8 protein-coding genes are annotated in these 13,675 nt (G+C 42.6%); 5 read left to right on the top strand and 3 right to left on the bottom strand.

Annotated elements, in window-relative coordinates; genetic code table 11:
* Window positions 1-83 precede the first annotated feature (83 nt).
* Window positions 84-2,276 (bottom strand): DNA helicase RecQ, encoded by a 2,193-nt coding sequence (recQ, locus tag ACVW2L_RS05715; protein WP_457130180.1) that lies wholly within the window; start codon window positions 2,274-2,276, stop codon window positions 84-86.
* Window positions 2,277-2,613: 337 nt separating this feature from the next.
* Between recQ and ACVW2L_RS05710 the strand changes: the two genes are divergently transcribed.
* Window positions 2,614-3,699, top strand: coding sequence for a mannose-1-phosphate guanylyltransferase (locus ACVW2L_RS05710; RefSeq protein WP_457126998.1), 1,086 nt, complete (start codon window positions 2,614-2,616; stop codon window positions 3,697-3,699).
* 229 nt (window positions 3,700-3,928) lie between these two features.
* On the top strand, window positions 3,929-4,273 hold the full coding sequence (locus tag ACVW2L_RS05705; protein ID WP_457126997.1) for a DUF1761 domain-containing protein: 345 nt from the start codon (window positions 3,929-3,931) through the stop codon (window positions 4,271-4,273).
* A 153-nt stretch (window positions 4,274-4,426) separates the two neighbouring features.
* On the opposite strand, the gene ACVW2L_RS05700 is transcribed toward ACVW2L_RS05705, so the two are convergent.
* Complete coding sequence (locus ACVW2L_RS05700) at window positions 4,427-5,911, bottom strand: glutamate synthase subunit beta (protein WP_457126996.1); 1,485 nt, start codon at window positions 5,909-5,911, stop codon at window positions 4,427-4,429.
* A gap of 3 nt (window positions 5,912-5,914) precedes the next feature.
* Entirely contained in the window at window positions 5,915-10,432 is a 4,518-nt protein-coding gene (gene gltB, locus ACVW2L_RS05695; protein ID WP_457126995.1) for a glutamate synthase large subunit, read from the bottom strand.
* 353 nt (window positions 10,433-10,785) lie between these two features.
* Between gltB and ACVW2L_RS05690 the strand changes: the two genes are divergently transcribed.
* The 3 genes from ACVW2L_RS05690 to ACVW2L_RS05680 all read left to right on the top strand — a co-directional run bounded on the left by ACVW2L_RS05690 (window position 10,786) and on the right by ACVW2L_RS05680 (window position 13,497).
* Window positions 10,786-11,277, top strand: coding sequence for a D-glycero-alpha-D-manno-heptose-1,7-bisphosphate 7-phosphatase (locus tag ACVW2L_RS05690; protein WP_457126994.1), 492 nt, complete (start codon window positions 10,786-10,788; stop codon window positions 11,275-11,277).
* A 93-nt stretch (window positions 11,278-11,370) separates the two neighbouring features.
* A complete protein-coding gene (locus ACVW2L_RS05685) occupies window positions 11,371-12,900 on the top strand; it encodes a hypothetical protein (protein WP_457126993.1) in 1,530 nt (509 codons plus the stop codon).
* A gap of 135 nt (window positions 12,901-13,035) precedes the next feature.
* Window positions 13,036-13,497 (top strand): hypothetical protein, encoded by a 462-nt coding sequence (locus ACVW2L_RS05680; RefSeq protein WP_457126992.1) that lies wholly within the window; start codon window positions 13,036-13,038, stop codon window positions 13,495-13,497.
* Window positions 13,498-13,675: the final 178 nt, after the last annotated feature.

Raw genomic sequence — 13,675 nt, 5'->3', positions numbered from 1 at the left:
TGGATTAAAAAACCGATGAGCAAGCTCATCGGTTTTTTAGTTTATTAGTATCAGGGCAATCTTTAGATCTTATAGAGCAAGCTCTAGTTTCCTAACTCAGACATGAACTTAATCCGCATTAATTGTACTTCTTCCCGGGTATAATCGTCAGATCCTAGTTCAACCAAAGCATCGTCAATAGAGTCTATTTCGGCCTTGCGGAAATAATCAAATACTTCCTCCTGCTTATCCTCATCTATAACCTCATCAATATAATAGTTAAGGTTAAGCTTGGTGCCCGAGTTAACTATAGTTTCCACCTCTTTTAAAACCTCTTCGTAAGTAAGGCCTTTTGAGGCAGCTATATCATCCAAATTTAAATGGCGGTCTATGTTTTGAATAATAAATACTTTAAGCGCCGATTTATTGGCAGCACTTTTTATCACCATATCAACGGGGCGGTCGATATCATTATCCTCAACATATTTCTTTATCAGGTCAATAAACGGGGCCCCAAATTTCATGGCCTTGCCTGCTCCAACACCCGATATCTGGCGTAGCTCATCCTGGGTTATTGGGTAATGTGTGCACATTTCCTCCAAAGACGGGTCCTGAAACAGCACAAATGGCGGCAGATTTTTTTGCTTAGCCATTTTTTTGCGCAGGTCCTTCAGCATTTGCAGCAACTGCGAATCAAGCGCTCCGCCGCCTTGCTTTGGCCCGTCCTCGCTATCGTCATCATCTGCCGGCTCAATAACGCGGTTCATAACAAAGCGTATGCTGTGCGGGTTTTCTAAAAAAGAATGTCCTTGCTTAGTTAAGCGCAATAAACCGTATTGGTCAATATCTTTTGATAAATAATTATTCAACAAGGCCTGGCGTAATAACGAGTGCCATAGCATATCACCATCTGCCTTACCAGAGCCGAACAGATCAAGCAAATGATGCTCGTAATTATGTATCTGCGGCCCGTCAATGCCCATCAAAATATTAAATATATGATGATCGTCAAATTTCTCGCCTGTTTGCTTTATAATGCTAAGTGCTTTATGCAGATGCTCCTCACCGTCAAAATGTTGTTTTGACGCGCAGCAATTGTCGCACATATTGTTACAGCCTGCTTCATTAAAGTTTTCGCCAAAATAATGCAGTAATTGCTTGCGCCTGCAAACCGAAGATTCAGCGTAATCAATAACCTCTTTCAATATCTGTGTTCCAATTTCGCGTTCGGCAACAGGCTTATCCTTCATAAACTTTTGTAGTTTATCAATATCCTTTTGCGAATAAAAGGCCACGCAAACACCCTCGCCACCATCGCGCCCTGCACGGCCGGTTTCCTGGTAATAGCCCTCCATGCTTTTAGGCACATCATGGTGTATCACATAACGCACATCGGGTTTATCAATACCCATCCCGAAGGCTATGGTAGCAACAATAACGTCAACATCTTCCATCAGGAACTTGTCCTGCGTATCCGCACGTACTTTAGCATCAAGGCCGGCATGGTAAGGCAACGCTTTTATACCATTTAACGCAAGCACTTCTGCAACCTCCTCCACCTTTTTACGGCTAAGGCAATATATAATGCCAGATTTACCTATATTCTGCTTAACGTATTTAACTATCTCTTTATTTACATTGCGTTTTGCACGCACTTCATAAAACAAGTTAGAGCGGTTAAACGATGATTTATAGACTGTCGCATTGTTCATTTGCAGGTTTTTTTGAATATCCTGCTGAACTTTAGGTGTGGCTGTAGCGGTTAGGGCAATAATAGGAATATCATCGCCTATGTTGCTGATAACCTGGCGTATTTTACGATACTCGGGCCTGAAATCGTGTCCCCATTCAGATATACAATGCGCCTCATCAACCGCTACAAAGGATACCTGATTAAGGCGAAGAAAGTCAACATTTTCTTGTTTTGTAAGCGATTCGGGGGCAACGTATAACAATTTTGTTTTTCCGCTCAGCACATCCTCTTTAACACGTATTATATCTGATTTTGTAAGCGATGAATTAAGAAAATGCGCAATGCTGTCTGATCCGCCAAATGCACGTAACTGGTCTACCTGGTTTTTCATCAATGCTATCAGTGGCGATATTACAATAGCTGTACCCTCACTCATCAAGGCTGGTAACTGATAACACATTGATTTGCCGCCGCCGGTAGGCATGATAACAAAAGTATCGTTACCAGCCAATATGTTGGTAATGATCGCCTCTTGTTCTCCTTTGAAATTATCAAACCCAAAAAAGTTTTGAAGATTATCAAAAAGCGACTTTTTGGTTTCTATCATTATGGTATTCTGTATTAGTTATAAAAGTTTAAAGTAACAAAATTTTATCAATAAACGATAGTTTTACTTAGAAATTTTATACTGAAATGATTATTTATGACAATTGTATACAACTGATGATAAATTGATAATGTGGCATTATTCCACCCTTATTTTACACGGCTAACAAGCCGATAATAATTTTATTAAAACTAAAAACTGTTGCCTTAATCAAAAACAATTCGTTTATTTATTGCTTTATTACCGCAAAGATTAAAGCCACTTTTTTGCAGTTGCTTTGAATTATTATTTCCACTTTTGCAGCTTGAATGCTTAAACTATTTCCACATAAAAAATGAACAAAAATTATTACGCCATTATAATGGCAGGCGGGATTGGAAGCCGCTTCTGGCCCATCAGCAGAACGTCGCACCCAAAACAATTTATCGACATATTAGGTACAGGTAAAACCCTGATACAAAACACTTACGATAGATTTTTAAAGGTTTGCCCCAAAGAGAATATTTATGTGGTGACTAACGAAAGCTATACATCGTTAGTAAAGGCGCAATTGCCAGACATGGCCGATAACCAGATATTAACTGAGCCGGTAATGCGTAATACAGCGCCTTGCGTAGCCTACGGATGTTTTAAAATTGAAAGCCTTAATCCGGATGCTGCCATTGTGGTTGCCCCATCAGACCATTTGATACTGGATGAGCAGGGATTTGTTAATACTATTGAAAAATCATTAAAGGTAGCGTCAGAGAAAGATTGCCTCATAACTTTAGGCATTAAACCTTCGCGCCCGGACACCGGCTACGGCTATATTCAGTTTACCAATACCACTATTGACGAAGATTTTCATAAAGTAAAAACCTTTACCGAAAAACCTACGTTGGACATTGCAAAAACTTTTATGCAAAGCGGCGACTTTTTATGGAACGCAGGCATCTTTGTTTGGTCTGCGAAAGCGATAGTTAAGGCATTTGGACAGTACTTACCGGATATGAACGATATTTTTGCAGATGCTCGCCCTTATTACAATACAGATAACGAACGCAGCCACGTTAACCAGGCTTACATGCAGTGTACCAATATTTCTATAGACTACGGCATTATGGAGAAAGCGGATAATGTGTATGTGCTACCATCAGAGTTTGGATGGTCTGATCTGGGCACATGGGCGTCTATTTACGACCTGTCTGAAAAAGATTACGTAGGCAACGCCGTTATTCCTTCTGAAAAGGTGATCATGTACGATTCATCAAACTGTATGGTCAATGTTCCGGAAGATAAATTGGTGATATTACAAGGGCTGCATGATTTCATTGTTGTAGAATCAAACAACACACTTTTGATCTGCCCGCGCGACCAGGAACAAAATGTTAAAAAAGTAGTTGCCGATGTAAAACAGCAGTTTGGCACTAAATATATTTAACCTCCTCCGCCCCCTGAAGGGGGAACTCTTAAAAGCAGAAAAGCACTTTTAATAAAGGTGCTTTTCTGCTTTATATCAATTGGTTATGCTTATTATTTTTATTTATCTTTAACCATAAACCGCCATCTTTCTCCCTTTAGGGGCCAAGGGGCATAACCTTTACAATTTATGGATCCATCGTTAATTAATTGGCCAGCCGTTTTAGTGGCGGCACTATCATCATTTATGGTTGGCGGCATTTGGTACAACCCCAAAGTATTTTGGCAACACCTGGATGAAAGAAAGCAAACTAAAAGAAGAGGAGCTTAAAGCCGCCAGTCAGGCTAAGATATTTGGTTTTACGGGGCTTTTCTCGCTTATTATGGCAGCTAACCTTGCGGCATTCCTTGCAGAGCCAACAACCGATGTGTCCTGGGGAGCAACCGCGGGCTTCTTAGCCGGCATATGGGGTTTTTCAGCCATAGCTGTACACAGCCTGTTTGAGTTGCGCAGCTGGAAACATATTTTCATTAACGGGCTCTATAGCATTGTATCGCTTGCTATAATGGGCGCTATTTTGGGAGCGTGGAGGTAAGCTAACTACCGTTTCGGCAACAACAATAGCGATGGGTTTGAAACCCATCGCTATTGTTGTTGCTTGTCCATCGGATGGGGCACAAAAAATCCTCTTTCGCCTAAACAAAAGAGGATTCATTATTTATAATACCCTTAGGGTTTCAGGGGTCAGTTAGGAATTAAAAACCTGGTCAAATTGGTTAATTGAGTCTTTGCTCTCCAACACCGAATGTCCCATTAAAAACTCGTCAACCTTGCGTGCACATTCGCGGCCTTCGGATATAGCCCAAACAACCAATGATTGTCCGCGGCGCATATCTCCAGCTGCAAACACTTTGCTTACATTGGTGCGGTACACACCTTCTTTAGCGTTTACATTTTTACGGGCATCAACGTCAACACTTAAATTTTGCAGCATGCCCTCAAATTGAGGATTTAGGAAACCCATTGCCAGGAATACCCTTTGACATGGAATCTCGCGTTCTGAGCCTTCCACCTCGGCAAATTTTACCGGACGGCCCATTAGATCCAACTCCCAGCTTACATCGCTAACTTTTAACGCTCTTAACTCGCCGTTCTCGTCACCTAAAAATTCTTTAGTGTTAACTCCCCAGAAACGCTCAACGCCTTCCTCGTGCGATGTAGTTGTTTTTAACACCATTGGGTAGGTTGGCCACGGCATGTTGGGCGTACGCTCGGTAGGTGGCTGCACCATCACCTCAAATTGCTTTACAGAGTTAGCACCCTGGCGGTTTGATGTACCGACACAGTCAGAACCTGTATCGCCACCGCCGATAACTACTACATCTTTACCTGTAGCTAAAATATCTTCTGCAGTTACAGGCGAGTTACCTACACGTTTGTTTTGCTGTTTCAAAAACTCCATGGCAAAATAAACACCTTTTAACTCGCGCCCCGGAACGGGCAGGTTACGCGGTATAGTAGAGCCACCGGCCAAAACTACCGCATCACTGTTACGCACCAAATCCTCGGCAGAAATATCTTTGCCTACTTCAATATTGGTTTTAAAGATAATGCCATCTTTCTCCATAACCTCCATACGGCGGTCAATTACATTCTTTTCCAGTTTAAAATCAGGGATACCGTAACGTAACAAGCCGCCAATTTTATCGTCGCGCTCAAAAACTGTTACTTCATGGCCGGCTTTTGCCAGTTGTGCAGCAGCAGCAAGCCCAGCAGGGCCAGAACCAACAACCGATACCTTTTTACCTGTTTTAATAAGCGGAGCAGTTGGCTTAACCATCCCTTTTTGATAGGCAATCTCAATGATGTGCTTTTCTATCTCCTCAATAGCTACCGCTGGCTTGTTAATACCCAACACGCAAGCCGACTCGCACGGAGCAGGGCAAATACGGCCGGTAAACTCAGGGAAGTTATTGGTTGATGAAAGGATCTGATAAGCTTCTTCCCAATCCTTATTATAAACGGCATCGTTAAACTCCGGAATGATGTTACCCAGCGGGCAACCACTATGACAAAAAGGAATGCCACAGTTCATGCAACGGGCCGATTGTTTGTTTAATTCCTCGTCAGAATATAAACTTTCAAATTCGTTATAATTCTTAATACGTTCCGCAGGTGGTAATTTGGCAGGAAGCTTCCTGTCATACTCCTGAAAACCTGTAACTTTTCCCATCTATTAATTAACTGATTGTAATTCTAATTTTTCAATAACTTTCTTATACTCTCTCGGGAACACCTTAATGAAACGTTCAGAAACAACATTCCAGTTTTTAAGGATATCCTGCGCCAGCTTGCTGCCGGTTAAGCTAACGTGCTTACGCAATAGTTCACCTATCTGTAGTTCATCTTTGGCGCTCAGCGGATCAAGATCAACCATTTCTGTATTGCAGTTTTCGGCAAAAGTACCGTCAACGTCATATACCCAGGCTATGCCACCGCTCATACCGGCTGCAAAGTTGCGGCCTGTTTTACCTAATATAAGCGCTATACCGCCGGTCATATACTCGCAACCATGATCTCCTACGCCTTCTACAACAGTTGTTGCACCAGAGTTCCGTACTGCGAAACGTTCGCCGGCCATACCTCTTACAAACAACTCGCCTGCTGTTGCACCGTAAAGCGCTACGTTACCAATGATGATGTTGTCTTCGGGTACAAAAGTTGCGGTAGCGTCAGGATAGATAGCTAACTGAGCTCCAGAAAGGCCCTTACCTACATAGTCGTTAGCTTCACCCTCCAACTCGAAAGAAACTCCTTTGGTTGAGAACGCGCCAAAGCTCTGGCCTGCAGAACCTTTAAATTTATAATTGATGGTATTATCCGGCAAACCGGGTGAACCATAAATTTTTGAGATCTCGTTTGATAACAGCGCGCCAATGGTACGATCTGTATTTTTCACATCATAAGCACCAAATACCGGTGTTTTATCAGCTAATGCCGGTTTTGCATCTTCCCACAGCTTCCAGTCGATGATATGGGCCATGCCGTGATCCTGCTGCTCGCTGTTATAAAGCGTAGAGTTTTTATCGAAAGTAACCGGATGTAAAATGCCCGAAAGATCAATTTTACCGGCTTTCCAGCTCTTGATACCATCTTTCACTTTCAGGAACTGAACACGGCCCACCATTTCATTAATGGTACGGAAGCCCAATTCAGCCATTATCTCGCGCATTTCCTCGGCCATAAACTTGAAGAGGTTAACCACGTGTTCAGGTTTGCCCGAGAACAGCTTACGCAAGTCAGGATCCTGGGTAGCGACACCAACCGGGCAGGTGTTTAAATGGCATTTACGCATCATTATACAACCGCCTGCAACAAGGGCCGCAGTTGCAACACCCCATTCTTCAGCGCCTATTAAACAAGCAATGGCTAAATCGCGACCGGTTTTTAACTGCCCGTCTGTTTGCAGCACAACCCGGCTGCGCAATTTATTCTTCACCAACGTTTGGTGAGCTTCTGCTAAGCCAAGTTCCCAGGGTAAGCCTGCGTGTTTTATAGAGCTTATTGGCGATGCACCTGTACCACCATCATATCCGGCTATCAAAATAACGTCAGCGTGTGCTTTTGCCACACCTGCGGCAATTGTACCTACACCTGCCTTTGATACCAGCTTAACGTTGATACGCGCCTGGCGGTTAGCATTTTTCAGGTCGAAGATCAGCTGTGCTAAATCCTCAATAGAATAAATATCGTGGTGCGGCGGAGGTGATATCAAACCAACGCCGGGAGTTGAGTGACGGGTTTTAGCAATCCAGTCGTCAACCTTATGGCCCGGTAACTGGCCACCTTCGCCAGGTTTTGCACCCTGCGCCATTTTTATCTGTAACTCATCAGCATTGGTAAGGTAGTTTGATGTTACACCAAACCGCCCAGACGCTACCTGTTTAATAGCAGAACGCATTGAGTCGCCGTTTTCAAGCGGGGTGTAGCGCATTTCGTCTTCCCCACCCTCGCCGGTATTGCTTTTGCCGCCAATGCGGTTCATGGCAATGGCAAGGGTGCTGTGTGCCTCGTGCGAAATTGATCCGAACGACATGGCACCTGTAGCAAAACGCTTCATAATGCTCTCAGCAGATTCTACCTCATCAATTGAAATAGATTCGCGGTGATGAACAAAATCAAGCAAACCACGGATGGTATAGTGTTTATCGCTTTGCTCATTAACCGCCTTAGCGTAGTTTTTATAAACATTGTAATCACCACTGCGGGTTGCATGTTGCAGCAGGTGCACCGTAGTGGGATTGAACAAGTGTTCCTCTCCACGGCGTTTCCATTGGTAAATACCGCCTTCGGGCAGCAACGTACTTTCTGTTTGCTTGGTAAAGCCAAAACGGTGTTTGCACAGCGCTTCGCGCGCAATTTCGTCTAAACCAAGGCCACCTATGCGCGTAACCGCACCGCAGAAGTATTTATTAACTACATCCTTGTTTAAACCTAATATTTCAAATACCTGCGAACCGTGGTATGATTGCAATGTAGAGATCCCCATTTTTGAGAAGATCTTTAACAATCCATCATTTATAGACTTAACGTAGTTCTTTAACAGGTAGTTTTTATCTAATTTGGTGTCAAGCGCACCGGTTGCTTTTAAATTTTCAATCGTAGCCTGCGCCATGTATGGGTTAATAGCGGTAGCGCCAAAGGCCAGCAAACAGGCAAAATGGTGTACTTCCCAAACATCACCGGCTTCGGCAACAATACCTATTGCGCCGCGCAAACCTTTTTTAATCAAATGGTGATGCACGGCAGATACAGCAAGCAATGAAGGTATAGGCGCATGTTCAGAGTCAAGCGCACGGTCTGATAATATCAGTACTTCAAAACCATCCGCAACAGCATCTTCGGCATAGCGGCAAACCCGCTCAATACCTTTTTGCAGCGATCCAGGATTACCATCTGCGTTAAAATAAGTTTGCAGCGTTTTTGCATGGAACATGCCGGTATCAATACTGCGCAGTTTTTCCAGCTGATGGTTTTTAAGTATCGGATGTTTAAGCGTTACGCAATGGCAATGCATTTTATCCTCATCAAGCAAGTTGCCGTTATTACCTATAAAGGTTGATAGGCTCATTACCAAACGCTCACGTATCGGGTCGATAGGCGGATTGGTAACCTGCGCAAAGAATTGCTTGAAATAGCTTGACAGGTGTTGAGGCTTGTCTGACAAAATAGCCAGCGGAACATCAGTACCCATAGAACCGATAGGCTCTTTACCATCAAGCGCCATTGGTTTAATAATGGTCTCCACATCCTCGCGGGTGTAGCCAAACACCTGCTGATACTTAAATATCGCATCGGCGCTTAGGTCGCTAAACGCTATACGCGGCTCGGCAAGGTCTTCCAGTTTAATTTTATAGTTCTCTAACCAACGGCCATAAGGCTGACGTGAAGCTATTTGTTGTTTAATTTCTTCATCGGTAATGATCATACCTTTTTCGGTATCGATCAATAACATCTTGCCTGGCTGTAAACGGCCGTTCTTAATGATTGTCTTTGGGTCTATCTTAATAGCGCCGGTTTCTGATGCTGCAATTACACGTCCATCGCTGGTAATAGAATAACGCAGCGGACGCAGGCCATTTCGGTCTAACACCGCGCCAACCAACTTACCATCTGTAAAGCTGATAGCGGCCGGGCCATCCCATGGCTCCATTAATGTAGCGTGAAATTCATAGAACGCCTTTTTAATGGGGTCCATTTGCTCGTTACCATCCCATGCTTCGGGGATCAACATCATCATAACATGCGGCAATGAGCGGCCGGTATGTTGCAAGATCTCTATAATGTTATCTAAACAGGCAGAATCCGATTGGTTGTTGTCAATAACAGGCAGCAACATCTCCATTTCTTCTGCACTGAAATAGTTAGAAGCGTATGATTTAAGGCCCGAATAGAACCAGTTAAGGTTGCCTGTAAGTGTATTGATCTCGCCATTGTGCGCAATCAGGCGGAACGGCTGAGCCAGTTTCCAAGAAGGGAAAGTATTGGTAGAAAAGCGTGAGTGAACCACAGCCAAACCTGATGCAATACGCGGATCGCGCAGATCAGCATAGTACTGGCGCACCTGGTAAGTAGTTAACTGGCCCTTATATATAATAACCTTACATGAAAATGAAGGGAAATAAAAGCTGTTACGTGCGCCGGGGAGCGTTTCGGTAACTATTTTATTAATGTAGCGGCGCAGTACATAAAGCTTTCGCTCAAAGTCGTCAACATTGGTAACGGAGTGTGGCCTTGCAACAAATATTTGCTCAACGTCGGGCTCAGCACTGCGGGCCGTTTCGCCAATTACAGACGAATCTACAACAGGTTTGCGGAAACCTAATTTTTGGAAACCTAATTTCTCAATGGCATTGTCAACAACGGTTCTGCATGCTTTTTTTAGCACCGAATCTTTTGGCAAGAAAAGCATTCCTACGCCATATTCGCCGGGTTGCGGCAAACTGATCTCAAGGTCTGAGCATTCTTCCATAAAAAATTCATGCGGTATCTGCATTAAAATACCAGCACCGTCGCCAGAGTCGGGGTCACATCCGCAGGCACCACGATGCTCCATGTTTTCTAACATGGTAAGCGCATCATCAATTATCTGGTGGTTTTTGTGTCCGTCAATATTGGTTATAAATCCCGTCCCGCACGAGTCGTGTTCAAATTCTGGTCTATACAGGCCCTGGTCGCAATCAGTTTGATTCATCTCAAAAATTAAACCGTTAAAAAATGGTTATATGGTGTATTACGAAAATACAGAAATTAACAGGCAATTTAAAACATTACTAAACTTTTTTGATAATGTTAAATAATATTACATCTATAAGCTCTATAATTATTATATTTTTAATAAATTGTTAAAATTATTATAAATAATTAAAAACAATTTATAATTCAAAATTGTAGAAGTGCAGTTAATATGTGGCTTAAACCTATCCTAAATTAATAAAATAAAGGCAAAAAAAACAATTATGCCTTATTTTTTATGGTTTTAATACGATTGCAATGTTTGAACCGGCGCGCGTACAATTATTGCTAACTTTGCAAAAAATTAAAGAAATGCCCAAAAAGAATAAAGCTGTTTTTTTAGATCGCGATGGCGTGTTGAACCATGAAATGGGCGACTATATACGCAGAATTGAAGATTTTGAGGTTTTGGACAATTTTGCCGCGCTAAAAGAGCTACAGGACAGGGGCTACCTGCTTATTGTGGCCACTAACCAGGGTGGTTTGGCAAAAGGCTGGTATAGCGAAGATGAGTTAGGAAAAATGCATCAAAAGTTAAAAGATGATTATAACGCTCATGGTGTGCAGTTTACCGATGTTTTTTACTGCCCGCACCACCCCGATTTTACCGGAGATTGCGATTGCCGCAAACCTAAACCCGGTTTATTGGTTAAAGGGATTGAAAAATATAACATAGATCCGGCGCGTTCTTATTTTATTGGCGACCGCGAACGCGATGTGGTGGCAGGTACTGCTGCCGGCGTAAAAGGTATTTTAATTGACAGCGATCAGCCTATAAGTACTGTGTTGGGTCTGATAGCATAGGGCCAGCCCCACCCAACCCTCCCCGGAGGGGGAGGGCTTTAAAAAGTCTCCCCAACCGGGGGGAGATTTAGAGGGGGCTAATTTTTAATATTTATGCCAAATTCCCGCTCATTTAAAAATATCGACTCCCTCTTAGCTGCAATTGCAGGTTTTTTCGTCATACAACTTTATACCAGGTACAGCGGCATAGGCGTGTCGCCAGATTCTATAATGTATACCAGCGCCGCACGCAGTTTGGGGGACGAAGGTGCACTTATCACCTTTAATGGCCTGCCCTTGGTTGATTTCCCGGTATTTTATCCTTCGTTTTTAGCGGCGGTTATGTTTATTACCGGGGTTGACCCATTTACTTATGGCCCGGTTTTAAACGGGGTTATGTTTGCTTTGCTGCTTTATTTATGCGGATGGATAATGCAGCGTTTTATATCGACATCGCATTTATATAAGTGCATGGTATTGGCTGCCATAATGCTGAGCCCCGCTCTGCTGCAGATCTACACCTATTTATGGTCTGAAACACTGTTTATTCTGTTGAGCATTGTTTTTATCGTAGCGTTTAGAAAATATATGGTGTCGCGAAGTATTGCGTGGCTTTTAATTGCAGCTTTTATAGCGGCCATAAGCACCATAACGCGTTACGCTGGAGTTACCATAATAGGTACAGGTGGCTTTATTTTATTGTTTGACCGCAACCTGGAGATCAAAAAGAAGATCATCCATATTTTAAACTATGGGCTGGTGGCGTGCTCGCTGCTGGTGTTGAACCTTATGCGTAACGCCCTGCTTACCAAAACCATGACGGGGCCGCGCGAACCGTCGTTAACACCGTTTAGCGAAAACGTATATTATTTTGGCACCGTGATAGCAGAGTGGCTCAACTTTTCTCCCAACCTTTATTCAACGGTATCTGCTCCCCTTGCGTGGATAGTTTTGCTTACGCTTATAGGCATGTTAGTATATCAACTTATAAAAGGGCAAATGTCGGCTTATGAGAGTATAGCGCTTACTTTCGGCCTGATCTATGGTTTGTTTATTATTGTATCATCCACTTTTTCCAGATACGAACGTATTAATCCAAGGTTGCTATCGCCCATGGTCATCCCGCTGATATGGAGCCTTACAAGTTGGGCGCTTACAGCGTTTAAGAACATTAGGTTAGATCAGCAACAACGCCGGATAATTAATTGGGCATTTAGTCTTATCATGGTTATTTTTATAGCTAACGAGGCGTATGCAGATTGGGATCGCCACCATGACCAGAAAGATTATGGCAATCCGGGTTATACCGACGATACGTGGAACCATTCAAAATTTGTTACTTTTTTAGAGAACAATAAGCACATCTACAAACCCGGCATACCTATTTATTCTGATGCCAACGAAGCTGCCTACTTTACATCAGGCATACGCTGTAAAAACCTGCCGCACCGCTTTTTCCCTAACAAAATTGCAGAGTTTTATAAAGTGCCGCACTATTACCTCATCTGGTTTGAACAACTGGAAAACCCTGAACTTATTAATCTTGATCATGTTATGCAAAGGCGAAAACTGATAAAGCTTTATGATTTTGGAGAGGAAGGCGCTATTTACGAGATGAAACCAGAGATGAACGCCGGCAAATAGCAGGGTTGATGTCAATTTGATTTAGTATTTACCAAACTGTGCACCATCCTCAAACGGTAAAATTTTGCTCAAAAAAAAATTCTGACAACCGATTTGATGTTTATTCCGTAAAACATCAAATACCCTTGTTAATTTATGGACAATAAAGTTTACCAAACAGCTTTTAAAACAGTATCGGGCATAAGTATATTTATCTACGCAATATCTTTAACACAAGAAGGATTTTGCACAGTAAGCAGGTGCGGCGACAATTGGACCGGCCTTTCCATAGTGGCGTTAGGCGCAATAGGTGGCATTTTAAGTGTTGCCGGCATGGCATGGTACGCTAACCCTTTACTTTGGGCATCGTGGTGGTTTTTAAATAAAGAACCAAAAAAGTCAGTTTATTTTAGCGCGGCATCTACAGCATTAGCTTTGTCTTTTTTATTTTTTACAGAAATATCAGATATGCAGCCAGGGAAACTATCTTATATAACTGCATACCAAGCCGGGTATTGGCTTTGGGTAACCAGTAATATATACACACTTATTGGCAGCTTTGCTTTAACCTACTTGAAACGTAAATATCCCGTGGAAGAAAGGTATTATCCGTATTAGGATTTACACTGTTGCTATGGTGTTGCTAAACTGTTGCTATTTTGTTGCAAAAAAGTGTGAAATTCCTTTTATTTCAATAAACTGATAAACAGCCAATTAAGACAGATTTACAGTTCTTTTTACTGACGAATAAGTAGTTGAACAAAATTCAACACAAATTGTATAATTTACTTATAGT

This window comes from Mucilaginibacter sp. HD30, assembly GCF_054061755.1.
This window is presented reverse-complemented; position numbering and strand designations above follow the sequence as displayed.

Bases quoted from the DNA above. Each gene is read 5' to 3' on its own strand.
- ACVW2L_RS05710 (WP_457126998.1), top strand. From the start codon at position 2,614: ATGAACAAAAATTATTACGCCATTATAATGGCAGGCGGGATTGGAAGC.
- gltB (WP_457126995.1), bottom strand. From the start codon at position 10,432: ATGAATCAAACTGATTGCGACCAGGGCCTGTATAGACCAGAATTTGAA.
- ACVW2L_RS05690 (WP_457126994.1), top strand. From the start codon at position 10,786: ATGCCCAAAAAGAATAAAGCTGTTTTTTTAGATCGCGATGGCGTGTTG.
- ACVW2L_RS05685 (WP_457126993.1), top strand. From the start codon at position 11,371: ATGCCAAATTCCCGCTCATTTAAAAATATCGACTCCCTCTTAGCTGCA.
- ACVW2L_RS05700 (WP_457126996.1), bottom strand. From the start codon at position 5,911: ATGGGAAAAGTTACAGGTTTTCAGGAGTATGACAGGAAGCTTCCTGCC.
- ACVW2L_RS05680 (WP_457126992.1), top strand. From the start codon at position 13,036: ATGGACAATAAAGTTTACCAAACAGCTTTTAAAACAGTATCGGGCATA.